The following is a 16042-nucleotide window of genomic DNA, read 5'->3' as shown; positions in this document are numbered from 1 at the left end:
TGCCTGACTCGATATGTTGAGCTGACAACCACAGTGCTATATTCACAGAATTTTCACGTCCAACGCTGCCATGTTCTGGTCTACCCGCACGCGGCAAGCGCTGCCGCCACAACGTCCGAGAGTCCTGTGTCATCTCAATCACTTCTATGGGCGCGCCAGTACTGAAACCGAATTCGGTTCTGCGGTCACACCGCGAGCCATTCGACACGACATCGTCCAGCGCACTATTGCCGCACTGCGAGCATTGCCCTTCGACGTCGACTTGCGCGTCTGCGGGTTCAAGGATCATGCGCTTGTACCAGTCGATATCGATCTGAGCGCGATTGGTGAACCGCAGCGCATCGTCTATGAAAGTCTCCAGCGCATGCTCGGAGTCATTGATCAATACGACTGGTTTCTCAATATCGAAGACGACATCCTGATTGAGCCCCAAACTCTCGAACGCATGATGGCGTTTGCGGCCCAGTCACCCGTCAACGAAATTCTGCTGCCTAATCGGGTTGAAACCAGTGGCACAGGGGAAATCTATTGTGTCGACCTTCTGGCCATGCCAGGTTGGAAAAGCTTGAGGAACGAGTTCGATGGCCTTGCACTCGATGTCGCTGACAACCCCCACTCTGCGCTGATGTTCCTCAGCCGGGAACAGATGCAATACGCCCGTGATCGCGTCCAGTGGACACGCCGCGACCGCATTGTTGGGGGGCTGATGGCTTCGGCTTACGCCAATGCCCACCAAGCCTTTCTTTTGTGGCGGAGCAAAGACAATATTGAGGCGCACTGCGTAATGCACCTCGACCGCTGGTCGTATTCCGACACCCTGCTGGCCGCGCAGGGCGAGACCACCGCCCGGGAGATGGCAGAAGAAGAGCAGCTTGCCCCCGCCTTCCCGAACTCAATCGCACAAGTCCATATCGACGCTGTAAGCCGTGAAGGCGCTTCAGTAATCGTCAACGGCTGGGCTGCGTTTACCGATGGACGCGGTTGCAGCGCAGTCGCCGTGGACTTTGGGACGCCACCGCAAATTTGCTCTGTGGCAATTGAGAACTTTAAACGTATCGAACGTCCGGACGTCAACGCCGCAGTGCCTGGTGTGGAAAATGACTGCGGCTTCTCGTTCGAGTTTCCGTTACTTTCGTTTGCTACCGTCGACAGTGAGACTGATCTCTCAGGCATCGACGTGCGTCTTACATTGCTTAATTACGACGGAGCTTCCGAACCCGCCATGGACGCGGTAGCCACAACCCGCCTGCGGAGCGAGCTGCGCCCGTTGCTGGCACAAATTCCGCAAATCCCGACGCGCCCTTTCATGCCGGATGTGGCGGCGGCACGGCTTGCGGAGGCGATGCGAAAAGCCAGCTGCTATCTGGAGTTTGGGACAGGTGGCACGACGGTTACAGCACGACGACTAGGCGTGGCCGAGGTTGTCGGCGTGGAAAGCGATGAACTCTGGCTGAAAACTCTGGAGCTGAAGCTCGGCCAGACACCCGCCGACGGACTGCATCTGCTGCACGTCGACATCGGTCCGACCGGTGAATGGGGATATCCGTTGTCAGAAGCTTCATGGAGACGCTATCGCGACTACCCGCTGGCGCCATGGGAATACTGCGCCAGGCGTTCGCTGTCTCCCGATCTGGTGCTGATCGACGGTCGATTCCGGCGTGCCTGCTTTCTCGCCTCGTGCCTACTGGCGAAACCTGGCACACGGATACTCTTTGACGACTATCTCGATCGCCCCCATTATCACGACGTCGAAGACTTCGTCGATCGATCGGCCGTGTTCGACCGGGTTGTAGAGTTCATCGTCCCCCTTCAGTTTTCGCGAGACGAAATGTGGATTCGTCTTACGCAGGCGCTATCAGACGTGAGCTGACGTCGCCAGATTTGCAAAACGCAGCCGCAAACCGCCATCAGAACACGGCCCCAAGTCAGGACGACCACTGAGTGGCGCTAGCTATAACGAATAGTTCGCGCCACTATCTCATCGCCCGCACTGACGTGACATCTACGCTTTGCAGCGTCGGTGCGGTTGGCGGTTGATACTCCGGTACCCAGCGGCGAAGATCCCGTCGGACCTCGTCGTCACCCGGCACGCGATGCTGCATAAGCCAAGGCAGCAATTCGTCCAGCAGATTGTCCGGCACTTCACGCGCCTTAGCCGTACGCAACTTGGCGTGCGGCGTGCGCGTGGTCGTTTCGTCGTCAGCCAGCAGTTCCTCGTAGAGCTTCTCGCCAGGCCTCAAGCCCGTGAAGACAACGCGAATTTGCTCCTCCGAGAAGCCATACAGGCGAATCAGGTCACGCGCGAGATCGACGATCTTGACCGGCTTCCCCATATCAAGAATGAAGATCTCTCCACCGCGCCCCATGCTTGAGGCCTGAAGCACGAGTTGCGACGCTTCGGGAATCGTCATGAAGAAGCGCGTGATCTCTGGGTGCGTGACCGTCACAGGTCCGCCCTTCGCGATCTGTTGCTGGAACTTCGGGATCACGCTGCCTGCGCTGCCCAATACGTTGCCAAATCGCACTGTTTCGAACTGGGTTCGCTCGCTGGTCTGCTGCAGCGCCTGGCAGGCCATCTCCGCAAGACGCTTGCTTGCACCCATCACGTTGGTCGGATTGACGGCCTTGTCGGTGGAAATGAGCACGAAATGCCGAACTTGATGCTTGATTGCAGCCCGCGCAACACGGTAGGTACCCAGCACGTTGTTGCGGATCGCCTGCCACGCATTGAGTTCCTCCATTAGCGGAACGTGCTTATAGGCCGCGGCATGGAACACGATGTGGGGCGTATAGCGTCCCATCACCTGGTCTAGCAGCAGTGCGTCTTTCGCATCACCAACGATCGGGACGACGGAAAGCTCGGGAAAGCGCTCGCGGATTTCTTCCGTCAGCCGATACATCGCATATTCGGACAGATCCAGCGCAACGAGTTGCGCTGGTGCAAAACGCAGAATTTGACGGCAAAGTTCCGATCCGATCGAGCCACCGGCGCCTGTCACCATGACTACGCGCCCACCCAAAAGCGCCTCGACGTGCGGCGTGTCGATCTTCACGGCATCGCGACCGAGCAGATCTTCGAGATCGATGTTGCGGACCTGCGAGAGGTAGCCCCGCCCCGGCATGAGTTCGGTCAAGGCAGGCAACATCAACGCCTTCACGCCCGCGCGCACGCATTGCGTGGCGGCACGTCGCTGCACCTCCGCGGAAGCAGAAGGAATGGCGATAATCGCAAACTCGCAACGCAGTATTTCCGCCCAGCGCGCGATTTCGCTGATCGGGCCAAGCACCTTGTAGCCGTAGATCTCGCGCCCTTGCTTGGCGGGATCGTCGTCAAGCAGGCCCACAAGACGCCACTCCGCCGAGCGTGACAGTTCACGCGCGAGACTCGCACCTGCGCCGCCCGCGCCAACCACGATCACCGGTTTGCCCTGCGCGACCAGACCGCCGTAGAGATAGAACTCTTTGGTCGCGCGATAGAGTGCGCGCGAACCGCCCATGACAAAGAACAAGAGGAGCGGAGAGACGATCAGCACCGAACGCGGAATGATCGGCGTCGGCTGCAACATGACGGACACGATCATGATGATCAGCGCCGCCGAAATGATCGCCTTGGAGATACGCATCAGATCGGGCAGGCTCGCGAAGACCCACATGCCGCGATACAGGCCAAAGATGCGAAACATCACGGCATAGGCAGGCAGTACCCAGACCAGTGTGCTAACGGCGCCGCGCCAGAACTCGGCGGGAACGGACGCGTTGAAACGCAGAAGATAGGCCGTCAGCCAGGCAGCGGCCACTGCGCTGACATCGAATAGAAAAGCGCTGAACGAGAGCCAGGAGGCTTTATTGCGGAGCATCAGCGTCGACCTCAGGTTGTCTGGTAATGGACTGGAAATTTCGCCAGCGCACGTCAATCGCCGCCCCCATCAAAACAAGAACGGCAGCCCAACCTGCAACGATCCCCCACTGCACGGCGATGGAACGATCCAAAGCCCAATGAGCAAGTAGTATGCCGACAAACATTACCAGATACCACTTCAATGCTGTTGCAGCATGCCCGCCCCCCCCGCGAATCATCCGCTGGTAATAATGTTCACGATGGGCTTGCCAGAACTTCTCGCCGCGCAAGAGCCGACGGAGCAGTGTGACGGAGGCGTCGCCGATGAAAGGGGAAAACACCAGCGCGGGAAACCAGATCGGCCAAGTGCCGCTGCGCCAGCCCCAATAACCGAGGGCGCCAGCCAGAAAGCCTGTGGGAATCGATCCGGCATCGCCCAGAAATATCTTCGCCGGATAAAAATTGAAAAGCAAAAATCCTGCCGCAGCGCCCGCGATCGCAGCGCTCGCCCAACCCAGGTCAGGCGTCGCGTGCGGCCCGGCGAGCGCCGCCACCGCGTAGCCCCCGAAGCCCAACAGCGCCATGCCGCCCGCAAGGCCGTCCGATCCATCCATGAAATTGTAGAGATTCACGAGCCACAACATCAAAAACGCCAGGCCCAGCACGCACCACCAGGCAACCGGGACCGGGTAGACGACAATCAGCGCGAGGACTGCAACGAAATGCGCAGCAAACCGCACGCGCGCGGGAAGCCCGCGCCGGTCGTCGATTTGCGACACCGCGGCGAGAAATACCGCACCAAGAGCAATCAGCCACAACGAAGGCGCAAGCAGCAGGATCGCGAGCGCGGCCACTGGAATCATGCCCCAACCGCCGACGCGCGGCGTCGGCCGCACATGAAGCGAGCGTTCATTAGGTACGTCGGTTGCAAGGCGCCACGCGAGTCCGCTCTTTAGCAAAAATGCGAGTACGACTGCGCACAGCGCACCGCAAATCAGCGCGATCGACGCACCGGACACCAATAACGAGTTGGGGGAAAACAACATCAACGTCTACGATCTCCACGCGTTCAATGCGTCGCACGATACCAGCTTGCAGTCGCTGCCAGCCCTTCTTCCACGGAAAATGGCGGTCGCCAATCGAGTCGCTCGCCAATGTGCGACGAGTCGACTCGTAAGCTCATCGTCAATCGCTCAATCTGGGCCACGCGGCCGGTGAGTGTACCGGCAACGCGCAGCAGGCTCGGCGCTACAGGAAACAGGCGTGCGGGCTTCGATAGATGACAGCCCAATTCGCGCAGTAACTCAGTCACCGAGAGATCTTCCCCGTCTGTGACGTGGAAGCATGAATTGGCCGCACGCGCATCGGTAGCGCAATGCATGAGTGCACTCGCCAGATTGTCATTGAAGAGGAGACTCCGTCGCACATCGACGGCACCCAACGGCAGCGGCAATCTTCGCCAGAGGACGTTCATCATCTGGAGAAAATTCGCGCCGACGCCTGGGCCGTACACGAGCGGCGGCCGAACGACCACGAGTTCCAACCCAGTCTCTTCAGCAAACCGACGTAGCCTCTCCTCTGCCTCTCGTTTCGAGCGGCCATACGCGTCCAGAGGTGCAAGTGGCGTCGATTCATCCAGCGGCATGCCACCATCAGTTTCCGCAACGGCCTTGATGCTGCTCACAAAAACGAGGCGACGCACGCCGCGAGCGTGCGCCGCTTGCGCCACACGTAAGGCACCATCGACATTGGTTGCGTTAAAGGCTGCCTGTATATCCGGTGCGTCATCGCGCATGACATGCACTCGTCCGGCAAGATGCACGACGCACTCAGGCGAATAATCTTTGGGCCATGCCTCCCGCAAGCCGGAGAAGTCGGCCACATCATGACGCCATGTGCGAACGCCGTCCGACTCGACCTCGCCTCGGCGCACCAGTCCGGTCACAACATGTCCGCGACCGCTCAATGCACGGCATACTGCATGACCGACGAATCCGTTCGCGCCCGTCACCAAAATGCTACTCAAAGCCACTTCCACCCGAATCGGTTAAAGAATTTGAACGCCGACGCAAGGAACATCCGGATATGCGCGAGCCCCTTGCGCGACGCGCCACCGCCGTGATGCAGAACGCGTACCATCGGCGCGTAGACCACGCGCGCGAACTCGTGGGCACGCAGGCTCAAATCGTAGTCCTCGAAGTAAAGGAAGTAGCGTGCGTCAAAACCATGTAGCCGCTTGAGCACGTCCGTGCGGAACAGCATAAAGCAACCGCTGACAATGGGCGGATCCCAGATAATGTCGCGCTCGTTGATCAACTCGCGCATCTCGTAACGTGCAAGTCGCGTTGCGAAGGCTTGCTTTGCGGCGGCTGGCAGAAAACCGCGCACGAACAGATCCAGGAGCGTCGGATACTGGCGGCACAGATACTGAAGCCGACCTGCATCGTCAACGATGGCCGGTGTGAGCAAGCCCGCTTCCGGATGCGCATCAAGGAAAGTCAAGGCCGCAAGCAACGCACCAGGCTCAATATCCACATCGGGATTGAGCACCAGGTGATAGCGGCTCGATGCCAGCCTGATCGCCAGATTGTGGCCAAGCCCGTAGCCTACGTTCCCTTGACCGCTGACAACCGTGTGATCGATGCCGGCCTGCGACAGTGCGTCAAGACAGCTGCGCATCTCAGGCATACCGCCGTTGTCGACCAGATACAGGTGAATCGACAGCCCCGGTCTACCTCGCGCCAACGCCGCACCGGCTTCAGCAAGACTGTCGAACGTGCGCTCGAGAAGCTGCTGATCAGGATAAAAGACGACCACCGATACGGACACCACGCCGTGGTCCATGCTAGATACCGCACTCACTGCACTCACTGTCATCTGGAAACGCGACGAAGCGGCGCAGACTCGGCGCCATCTGGTTAAACGGGGTCGGTAAAAGCCACTAGTTTGCTGAAAATGTCTGTTCCCGGCAACCCGCTTTTCCCTTTGTTACGAGGGTCAGACGTAACAATCCAGACAAGTCTCGATGCTGCAAAGTTGTCCAGGCATGTTCGCGACTGGCATCAAAGCTCCGACATGCGTGCCCCGCTGATGAGACGACGCACGCGCGACACAAGGGCGTCAACGAAAACCGGGGGCAACCTCATTCACGAGGACACTGGATCCAGACTCGCGCGGCCCGGGCTGACGCAAGGTACTCGACCTCTTTGCCATCATCGTCTTCGACGCGCTTTTTGCGTTGATGCCCTATACGAGTCTTTGACGTGCATATTGCAAATGGTTGTCATTACGCATGACCGCGGCCGGTGGGCACTTACCTTCGTAGCCGCCCTCGCCCTGTGACACCAGGGCCAGCCGCGGGACAAAGCTCGAAACGGTTTGGAGTACGGAAATGCGTCCCGGCTGATTTTATGCGATTTAGATATCCTTACAGTGCCGCATCGCCATTGCACCTGTACGGCCCGCCACAGCCGTGTTAATTGCGCAGACGCAATGGCCGCCACAGCAGGAAGGAAGGTCTCAGGTTCCAAACCGCGACGCAATCGAGATATATCACCACATCGATTCGCCGCTACCGAATGGGGTACGATGCAGACGGCATGCACTACTTCCCTGCTACCGTAATCGCCGATACCAACTGCCCAACGGCCGCATTGTCGGGACATCAGGGGGCTCAACGCCCGGAACCACGAGCAATGTCCGAGTGCCCGGTGAGATTAGGCTTGGGCTGATTCGTGTCACTTCTCAAGCGAATGCGTTCAGGATTGTCGCCCCAACTTATTAGGGCGCCTCACACGTGAAGGCGCTATCGTAACCTTTGATCACCAGCAATCCACCGCATTGCAAGGTCGCGAAAGAAATGACTCGGGAAAATTCTAAACGCCAACAATATGCAGGTAAAATTCGGCGGTTTGGCGGATGGCGTAAGACTGGCATGGGTACACGCCCAATAGACCTTTCCACGTAAATCAAGTTGCCCACTGGCCAACCATATGAGCAGCAGACCACTCGTTGTTGACCTGGATGGCACATTGATTCGATCGGATGTGCTAATCGAATCGGGATTTGCCTACCTGACATCCGCTCCGCATCGATTTTATCGCCCGCTTCTCTGGCTGGCGCGCGGCGGCAAGCCAGCCCTGAAGGCCGGCCTGGCGGAAAATACGAATGTCGATGTCACGGTCTTGCCGTATGACCCGCAGGTGCTGGACTGGCTGCGTGAAGAGCGCGAATCGGGGCGTGCGCTCGTACTCGCCACCGCCAGCCACGAGCGCTACGCACAGGCAATAGCCGACCATCTCGGCCTGTTCGAGCAGACTTTCGCGACCGCGGACGGCGTCAACCTCTCCGCGCACCGCAAGCGCGACAAGCTGGTCGCCGAATTCGGCGAAAAGAACTTCGACTACGCGGGCAACTCGCACGACGACATTGCTGTGTGGCAATCCGCAGCACGCGCCTATGTTGTCAATCCATCGAGCGGTGTCGAGCGCGCCGCACGCAAGATCGGCAACGTCGAGCGCGTGATCGAATCGCGGCCGCCGACGCTCAGGACGCTGAGCAAATCGTTGCGCCTGCATCAGTGGTTGAAGAATCTGCTGATCTTCGTGCCACTGCTCGCCGCGCATAAGCTCACTCATCCTGAACTTGTCGTGGCGGCGCTGCTCGCTTTTCTGGCATTCGGCCTTTGCGCGTCGAGCGTCTACCTGCTCAACGACCTGCTCGACCTCGAGGACGACCGACACCATCCCACCAAGCGCAGGCGCCCGCTTGCCTCCGGTGCGCTACCGCTCAGTTGGGGGATCGGACTCCTCCCGGTTCTGCTCGTCGGCGCCTTCCTGCTGACCGCGATTTTCCTTCCGTGGCGGTTCGCCGCCGTGCTGCTGGGTTACTACGCGCTCACGCTCGCGTACTCGATGTACCTCAAGCGCCAGGTGATGGTGGACGTCGTCGTGCTGGCGATGCTCTACACCATTCGCATTGTGGCGGGCACGGCCGCTATCGGCGCGCATCTTACCTTCTGGCTGCTCGCGTTCTCGATGTTTATCTTCCTGAGCCTCGCGCTGGTAAAACGCTACGCCGAGTTGCACTCGATGCAGGCACGAGGGCTCGTCAAGACTCGCGGACGCGGCTACGTATCAGGCGACCTGCCGCTCATTTCGTCGCTGGGCACGGCATCGGGCTACATTTCCGTACTCGTGCTGGCGATGTACATCCAGGACGGCAACACCGCCAAGCTTTACCGCCATGCCCAGCTCATCTGGCTCGCGTGTCCGTTGCTGCTCTACTGGGTCAGCCGGACGTGGATCATTGCGCACCGCGGCCAGATGCACGACGACCCCATCGTGTTCGCCGCGCGCGACCGCGTGAGCCTCGCCGTCGTGCTGCTCTGCGCCGTCGTGTTCTGGGCCGCGACCTGAACGATGAACACCGTGCTGTCCTGGGGACGTTATCCCGTCTATCCGCAAGAGGCACACGCGCTAGCGTGGCGTGACCGCGCGACTGCGGTGTGGCGCGATCTGCACGACGCACACGGCAGCACGCTCGCGTTCGGCAATGGTCGCAGCTATGGCGATAGCTGTCTCGCGGCCTCCGGGCACGTCTTGCACATGCTGCACCTTGACCGTCTGATCTCGGCCGACTGGACTACCGGCGTGCTACGCGCCGAACCTGGCGTAATGCTCGAACAGATTCTGGACGTGGCGATTCCGCGCGGCTGGATGCTGCCTGTCACGCCGGGAACCAAATATGCCACGCTTGGCGGCGCAATCGCCAACGACGTCCACGGCAAGAATCACCATGTGCGAGGGACGTTTGGAAGCCATATCCGCCGCTTCGGCCTCGCGCGCAGCGACGGCAGCGTGCTCGAATGCGCGCCGGATCAGCACGCCGAGTTCTATGCGGCAACGATTGGCGGACTGGGACTCACCGGCCTGATCCTGTGGGCCGAGATCCAGCTCATGCCGGTCCGCTCGAGCCAGATGGACGTCACGACGCTGCGCTTCGACAACCTCGACGAATTCTTCGAACTCTCCGAGCGTCTCGATCCGCTGCACGAATACAGCGTGGCATGGGTGGACTGCCAGAGCCGCGGATCGGCGCTCGGCCGTGGCATTTTCATGGTGGGTGATCACGCGACGGCGGGAGTGCTCGAAGTCGACCGGCGCAAAAAGCGCACAGTGCCGATGACTCTGCCAGTGCCCATCTTCAATCCGCTCACGCTGCGCGCCTTCAACGGGATGTACTACCACCGTCAGGCGCGCGGCGAAACTCGCAGCACGGTCAGCTACGATGCGTACTTTTACCCGCTCGACAGCCTGCTCGAATGGAACCGCATCTACGGTCGCCGCGGCTTTCAGCAATATCAGTGCGTCGTGCCACCCGAGGCCGCGCGCGACGCGACGCGAGAGATTCTCGACGCGATCGCGTCGAGCGGCACGGGTTCGTTTCTCGCGGTGCTCAAGCGTTGCGGCGATATCCCCTCACCCGGACTTCTATCGTTTCCGCGTGAGGGCACGTCGCTCGCGCTCGATTTTCCTCAGCGCGACGCACAGAACACCCGGCTTTTCGCACGCCTCGATGCGATCGTCGCCGCAGCACGCGGCCGACTGTATCCTGCCAAGGACGCACACATGTCCGGCAGTGATTTCCGGGCGGCTTATCCGCAATGGCAACAATTGGAAAACCTGCGAGATCCCGCGATGTTGTCGCGGTTCTGGGAGCGAACAACTCGAACATGAAGAACATTCTGATCATCGGTGCTACCTCGGCTATCGCGGCAGCGTGTGGCCGCCGCTGGGCCGCGCAAGGCGCGAATCTCTTCCTTGTCGGCCGTAACGGCGAACGCCTCCGGCAGGTCGCCGACGACCTCGTCGCACGTGGCGCCACGCGCGCCACGTGCTACGAACTCGACGTCAACGACGTCGAGCGCCACGCCGCCATGCTCGGGCAATGCAAGGTCGAGCTGGGTACGCTCGATATCGTCCTCGTCGCGCCCGGGACGCTCCCAGACCAGGCGCAGTGCCAGGCCGACGCCAACGTCGCCATGCGCGAATTCAATACCAACGTCACGTCGATTATCGGTCTCTTGACGCCGATCGCGAATCTGATCGAAGCCCAGCGGCACGGTACGATTGCGGTCATTTCGTCAGTGGCAGGCGACCGCGGACGTCCGTCGAACTATCTGTATGGAAGCGCAAAGGCCGCACTGTCGGCCTTCTGCGAAGGCCTGAACGCCCGCCTGTTCAAGGCGGGCGCTCATGTCGTGACGATCAAGCCCGGCTTCGTCGCCACGCCGATGACCGAAGGCCTGCCGCTGCCAGGTCCACTCGTCGCGACGCCCGACAAGGTCGCCGGGGACATCACACGCGCCATCGAGAAAAACAAGGACGTGCTCTACACGCCGTGGTTCTGGTCGCTGATCATGCTGATCATCCGGTCCGTGCCGAAATTCGCATTCAAACGGGCTTCACTTTAAGTGCGCCTGCGCCAGTTCACGAAGCGCATTCATATTCTCGCTATCGCATGAATCAGACTCGAATTCTTCTTCCCGGCGGCGCCGGACTGGTTGGGCAGAACCTGGTCGCCCGGCTCAAGGCACGCGGCTACTCCAATCTCGTCGTCCTCGACAAGCGCGAGTCAAACCTCGAGGTTCTGCGCAGCGTTCATCCGGACGTCACGGCGATCCACGCCGATCTCGCCGAACCGGGCGACTGGGCAAAATATTTTGACGGCGCGGACGTCGTCGTCATGCTGCAGGCACAAATCGGCGCGCCCACCCGCGAACCATTCGTGCGCAACAACATCGTCGCGACGCGCCACGTGCTCGACGCCATCAAGAAGCACCAGGTTCCCTATACGGTCCACATCAGTTCGTCCGTCGTCAATTCAGTCGCCGACGACTGGTACACGGAAACCAAGCGCGAGCAGGAAGAAATCGTGATCGCGTCCGGCATTGAATGCGTCGTGCTGCGCCCCACGCTGATGTTCGGCTGGTTCGACCGCAAGCACCTCGGCTGGCTCTCGCGTTTCATGCAACGCGTACCCGTCTTCCCGATTCCCGGCAGCGGCAAATTCATGCGCCAGCCCCTCTATGTGGGCGACTTCTGCAACGTCATCATCAGCAGCATCGAGTCGCGCATCAAGGGCCAGGCTTACAACATCAGCGGTCTCGAACGCGTCGACTACATCGACATCATTCGTCAGATCAAACGTGCGACGAAGGCACGCTGCGCAATCGTTCGCATTCCTTACGACCTGTTCTACGTGTTGCTAAAGATCTACGCGTTGTTCGACAAGAACCCGCCGTTTACGGCCGATCAGCTCAAGGCATTGACGGCCGGCGACGAATTCGAGGTGATCGACTGGGAAGGCATTTTTGGCATTCGTGCCACGCCGTTCGCCAAAGCTATGGACGAAACGTTCAACGATCCCACCTATAGCCACATCGCCCTGGAGTTCTGAGAAAGATGAGTGCAGATCGTATTGCCGTGCTGGGCGCGGGACCGATGGGGCTGGGCGCCGCCTACCAACTGGTCAAGGACGGCCGCAAGCCGATTATTTTCGAGGCCGACGACCGCGTAGGGGGGATGGCGGCCTGCTTCGACTTCGGCGGTCTGTCGATCGAACGCTACTACCACTTCCACGCGATTTCGGATCACGCCTTCTTCGAGGTACTGCGCGAACTCGGCATCGAAGACAAGATGAAGTGGTGCGAAACGAAGATGGGCTACTTCTACCAGGGCAGCGTCCAGCCTTGGGGCAACCCCGTCGCGCTCCTCAAGTTCAAGGGCCTGAGTTTCGCGGCGAAGTTCCGCTATGGCCTGCATGCGTTCCTCTCGACCAAACGCGACGACTGGAAGCCACTCGATCATATGGAGGCCACGGGCTGGATCCGCCGCTGGATCGGCGAGGAAGCCTGGGAAGTGCTGTGGCGTCGCCTGTTCGACTACAAGTTCTACAACTACGCAGACAATCTCTCCGCTGCGTGGATCTGGAGCCGCATCCGCCGGATCGGACGCTCACGCTATAGCCTCTTCCGCGAAAAGCTTGGCTATCTCGAAGGCGGCTCTGACACGCTCCTCAATGGCATGCGTCGTTATATCGAGGAAAACGGCGGCGAGTTCCGTCTGGGGACGCCGGTTCAGAAGGTCGTGATGGAGCAAGGCGCGGTCAAGGGTGTCGAGGCAGGCGGCGAATTCCATGCTTTCGACAAAGTGATCAGCACGATTCCGTTGCCCTATGTGCCGCGCGTGATGCCTGACCTGCCGGCCGACATCCTCGATGCATTTCGGAACAAGAAGAACGTCGCGGTCGTATGCGTCATCGCGAAACTGAAGAAACGCGTGACCGAGAACTTCTGGCTCAACACCAACGATCCCGAGATGGACATTCCGGGCATCGTCGAATACACGAACCTGCGCCCGCTCGACGAACACGTCGTTTATGTGCCGTTCTACGTGCCCGGTGAACACCCCAAGTATCAGGAACCGGATTCCGCGTTCATCGACAAGGTAAAGCGCTACCTCATGAAGATCAATCCCGCGCTTACGCCGGATGATTTCATCGATGTGCGGGCAAGCCGTTATCGTTTTGCACAACCGATTTGCGAACCGGGCTATCTGGATCGCCTGCCGCCGATCCAGTTGCCAGTAAAAGGACTGCTCGTGGCGGACACCTCGTATTACTACCCCGAGGACCGAGGTATCTCGGAAAGTATCGGGCTGTCGCGCAAAATGGCGAGAATGGTATGACGCAGGCGCAAGCACCCGCCAGGAACGGTTTCGTTTCGAAGAAGTTTCTGATGTTCCTGTTGACCGGCGGCTTCGCAGCCGCAGTGAACTGGGGCAGCCGTATCCTCTATAACCACTGGATGCCTTATTCGGCCGCGATCGTCGTGGCCTATATCACCGGGATGGTCACGGCCTTCGTGCTGGCGAAGATGTTTGTGTTTACTGATAGCAAGCAATCGACCCATCGCTCGGCATTCTTTTTTACGCTCGTGAACCTTGTTGCAATCGCTCAGACCTGGGCGGTGAGCGTCGGGCTCGCGTACTACCTGTTCCCGCGAATTGGCATGAACTGGCATGACCGGGATATCGCCCATCTGGTTGGGGTTATCGTGCCGGTTTTCAGCAGCTATATCGGGCACAAGAAGTTCAGTTTTCACCATTGACACTGCGAGCGGCAGGCTTTCGATGCCAGATCCGTCCCGAGGGACGGATTGTGGCTAAGACAAGTTCGCAAGCTACCCGCCTCACCCAACGCTGTCGCGCCCCTCTGCGACCCACGCAGAGGAGCGACGAAAGACGCGGTCTCGGTGCAAATGATGCCGTTGTTTTGCCGGAACAGTCATGGAGGTTTCATTGCAGCGCGCGCTAACGGTTTTTGTCACCGCAATATCCCTATTTGTCGCCATAAGCAGCATAGTCGGCTGCATCCACTTTTTTTCACCTATCCCCTTCTTTGATCAATGGGACGGATTCGTCGGTTTCTATCAGACAGTCCGAGAAGGGCACGCCCTGAGCGCATTCTGGGCTCAACATAACGAGCACCGGATCGTCGTTTCGCGCGTTCTATTCTGGATGGACATCGCGTGGTTTGGCGGCATGAATGTGTCAACGATCGGCGGCAACTGGTTGCTATGCGCAGGCATCGCCCTCGCGATCATCGTGGAAAGCCGGCGCGTATGGACTTCGCAGGTAACCCGCCTTTTCACCGCTGCATTCGCCATCGCGCTTGCTTTGTCCTGGGCACAGCGTGAGAACCTCACCTGGGGCTTCGAAAGCCAATGCTTGCTCGTTTATCTATTCGCCATACTGGCGTTTGCGAGGCTGTCGCGGGACGACCCCAAAAACATCAACCTGGCCGCTGCCCTCGTATTCAGCGTGCTTGCCACCATCAGTATGGGCAACGGGATAGCGGTCTTTGCCGTTGGCGCCATCCAGTGTTTTCTGTTAAGGCAAAGCTGGCGCAGAATATTTGCGCTTTGCGCTTCCGGCGCGCTCACGGCAGCCCTGTATTTCCACGACTACACTCGGCCAATGCTTCAGCTTCTGGGGCCCATTCCGGAGCACGCAACTCGCACCAAGATCCAGTACTTCTTCTCGTTCTTGGGCAATGCGATCTTTTACTCGATTCCGAATATCCACCTTGCCTTCGTTTTTGGGCTGGCCACATTCCTGATCGCAAGTCTTACTGTGCTCAATTTATATCGCACAGGCGAAATTACGCCATTTCGCGCTTTCCTGATTGGCTGCTATGGTTTCGTCCTGGTAACGGCGCTTGGTGCAACCCATAGCCGCTGGATGCTAGACCTCAGTTCATCGATTTCGAGCCGCTATACGACGCCTACGCTGCTCGGGATGTCCGTCCTCGGTTTTCTTTTGATCGATATCACCGAGACAACGTCAAGGCGTCGTTTTTATGTCATGTTCGCCTTGTCCGTTGTGGTGGCGGCGCTCGCTCCGTCGAGCCTGCGCGCATATGGAGACAATTCGATTCTGTTTGGGCAGAAGATGGCGGTACTCGGCCAGAAAATCGGGCTTGTGCATCCGGAATACGTCCAGTACGTCTATCCGCTAAACCAACTGGCGGCGTTCGAGAAACGGGCAACAACTGCCAACCTGTATCAGATCGGCCCTTATCGCTCCGGATGGCTGCACGACGCGGGATTGGTCAAGTTTGATGCGACCAGGATCGACCCATCGCTATGCATCGGATCGATGGACGCTATCCGACCCGATACGGCAGGACAGACGGCTGTAGGCTGGGTCGTCGCGACGCAATACGCTCAGCCGTCAACGCTCATTGTCCTGGCCGATGGGCAGGGTAATACTGTCGGATACGGTGTGACAGGTATAAAACGCCCCGACATCAGGAAACTCATTCCGGATGCGCCGCACGATTCAGGCTGGGTCGGGTTTGTTGAGAAGGACGCTCACGCTGTTCGTCCGTTTGCGTATGTCGGCGGTGAGTTTTGTCCGATTGGCAATCCGTCGAGCTAATTTAGTGCATCGAACAACCCGTCATCTCGGTGGCGCCAATTTGACTCCCGCTGTGACTTGCTAGCCCGTTACGACGCAATCGCAGCAATCCCACTCGGGACTTCACGGTCGACCCAGTGCAGTGCGTTCGGGGAGCACTGCCCCCGGACACCTGCATGGACTGTCTCGCAGATAAACAGAAACCCTCGCCGTGCGCGACCGT

Annotated in this window: 12 protein-coding genes; 8 read left to right on the top strand and 4 right to left on the bottom strand. The window is 59.3% G+C overall.

From position 1 onward, the window contains the following. Positions 1-70: 70 nt before the first annotated feature. On the top strand, positions 71-1870 hold the full coding sequence (locus U5782_RS05370; RefSeq protein WP_322042787.1) for a hypothetical protein: 1800 nt from the start codon (positions 71-73) through the stop codon (positions 1868-1870). A gap of 103 nt (positions 1871-1973) precedes the next feature. On the opposite strand, the gene U5782_RS05365 is transcribed toward U5782_RS05370, so the two are convergent. From U5782_RS05365 to U5782_RS05350, 4 genes are read right to left on the bottom strand one after another with little or no spacing between them, the layout of a single operon-like run. Next, positions 1974-3857, bottom strand: a complete 1884-nt coding sequence (locus U5782_RS05365; RefSeq protein ID WP_322042786.1) for a nucleoside-diphosphate sugar epimerase/dehydratase — start codon at positions 3855-3857, stop codon at positions 1974-1976. After that, entirely contained in the window at positions 3844-4884 is a 1041-nt protein-coding gene (locus U5782_RS05360; RefSeq protein WP_322042785.1) for a glycosyltransferase family 4 protein, read from the bottom strand. The genes U5782_RS05365 and U5782_RS05360 overlap by 14 nt, the downstream gene beginning before the upstream one ends. A 23-nt stretch (positions 4885-4907) precedes the next feature. After that, positions 4908-5864 carry an NAD-dependent epimerase/dehydratase family protein gene (locus U5782_RS05355; RefSeq protein ID WP_322042784.1) on the bottom strand — a complete coding sequence of 319 codons (957 nt, stop codon included), beginning with the start codon at positions 5862-5864 and terminating at the stop codon, positions 4908-4910. After that, complete coding sequence (locus tag U5782_RS05350) at positions 5861-6682, bottom strand: glycosyltransferase family 2 protein (RefSeq protein WP_322042783.1); 822 nt, start codon at positions 6680-6682, stop codon at positions 5861-5863. Before U5782_RS05350 ends, U5782_RS05355 begins: the two co-directional genes overlap by 4 nt. Before the next feature lie 1148 nt (positions 6683-7830). Here U5782_RS05350 and U5782_RS05345 point away from each other — a divergent pair. The 7 genes from U5782_RS05345 to U5782_RS05315 all read left to right on the top strand — a co-directional run bounded on the left by U5782_RS05345 (position 7831) and on the right by U5782_RS05315 (position 15840). Next, a complete protein-coding gene (locus U5782_RS05345; protein ID WP_322042782.1) occupies positions 7831-9255 on the top strand; it encodes a UbiA family prenyltransferase in 1425 nt (474 codons plus the stop codon). Between the two features lie 3 nt (positions 9256-9258). Beyond that, positions 9259-10575: an FAD-binding oxidoreductase gene (locus tag U5782_RS05340; RefSeq protein ID WP_322042781.1), complete on the top strand. Its 1317-nt coding sequence runs from the start codon at positions 9259-9261 to the stop codon at positions 10573-10575. Next, the gene (locus U5782_RS05335) at positions 10572-11312 is read left to right on the top strand and encodes an SDR family oxidoreductase (RefSeq protein WP_322042780.1); all 741 of its coding nucleotides are present in this window, start codon (positions 10572-10574) and stop codon (positions 11310-11312) included. Before U5782_RS05340 ends, U5782_RS05335 begins: the two co-directional genes overlap by 4 nt. Before the next feature lie 47 nt (positions 11313-11359). After that, a complete protein-coding gene (locus U5782_RS05330) occupies positions 11360-12298 on the top strand; it encodes an NAD-dependent epimerase/dehydratase family protein (protein WP_322042779.1) in 939 nt (312 codons plus the stop codon). Between the two features lie 5 nt (positions 12299-12303). Then, the gene (locus U5782_RS05325) at positions 12304-13587 is read left to right on the top strand and encodes an NAD(P)/FAD-dependent oxidoreductase (protein WP_322042778.1); all 1284 of its coding nucleotides are present in this window, start codon (positions 12304-12306) and stop codon (positions 13585-13587) included. Beyond that, complete coding sequence (locus tag U5782_RS05320; protein ID WP_322042777.1) at positions 13584-14009, top strand: GtrA family protein; 426 nt, start codon at positions 13584-13586, stop codon at positions 14007-14009. Before U5782_RS05325 ends, U5782_RS05320 begins: the two co-directional genes overlap by 4 nt. Before the next feature lie 178 nt (positions 14010-14187). Beyond that, complete coding sequence (locus U5782_RS05315) at positions 14188-15840, top strand: glycosyltransferase family 87 protein (RefSeq protein ID WP_322042776.1); 1653 nt, start codon at positions 14188-14190, stop codon at positions 15838-15840. Positions 15841-16042 lie beyond the last annotated feature (202 nt).

This window comes from Paraburkholderia sp. J67, from assembly GCF_905220265.1.
Classification (GTDB): Bacteria; Pseudomonadota; Gammaproteobacteria; order Burkholderiales; family Burkholderiaceae; genus Paraburkholderia.
This window is presented reverse-complemented; position numbering and strand designations above follow the sequence as displayed.

Bases quoted from the DNA above. Each gene is read 5' to 3' on its own strand.
- U5782_RS05365 (WP_322042786.1), bottom strand. From the start codon at position 3,857: ATGCTCCGCAATAAAGCCTCCTGGCTCTCGTTCAGCGCTTTTCTATTC.
- U5782_RS05335 (WP_322042780.1), top strand. From the start codon at position 10,572: ATGAAGAACATTCTGATCATCGGTGCTACCTCGGCTATCGCGGCAGCG.
- U5782_RS05345 (WP_322042782.1), top strand. From the start codon at position 7,831: ATGAGCAGCAGACCACTCGTTGTTGACCTGGATGGCACATTGATTCGA.
- U5782_RS05320 (WP_322042777.1), top strand. From the start codon at position 13,584: ATGACGCAGGCGCAAGCACCCGCCAGGAACGGTTTCGTTTCGAAGAAG.
- U5782_RS05315 (WP_322042776.1), top strand. From the start codon at position 14,188: ATGGAGGTTTCATTGCAGCGCGCGCTAACGGTTTTTGTCACCGCAATA.
- U5782_RS05360 (WP_322042785.1), bottom strand. From the start codon at position 4,884: ATGTTGTTTTCCCCCAACTCGTTATTGGTGTCCGGTGCGTCGATCGCG.
- U5782_RS05330 (WP_322042779.1), top strand. From the start codon at position 11,360: ATGAATCAGACTCGAATTCTTCTTCCCGGCGGCGCCGGACTGGTTGGG.
- U5782_RS05370 (WP_322042787.1), top strand. From the start codon at position 71: ATGTTCTGGTCTACCCGCACGCGGCAAGCGCTGCCGCCACAACGTCCG.
- U5782_RS05340 (WP_322042781.1), top strand. From the start codon at position 9,259: ATGAACACCGTGCTGTCCTGGGGACGTTATCCCGTCTATCCGCAAGAG.
- U5782_RS05325 (WP_322042778.1), top strand. From the start codon at position 12,304: ATGAGTGCAGATCGTATTGCCGTGCTGGGCGCGGGACCGATGGGGCTG.
- U5782_RS05350 (WP_322042783.1), bottom strand. From the start codon at position 6,682: ATGGACCACGGCGTGGTGTCCGTATCGGTGGTCGTCTTTTATCCTGAT.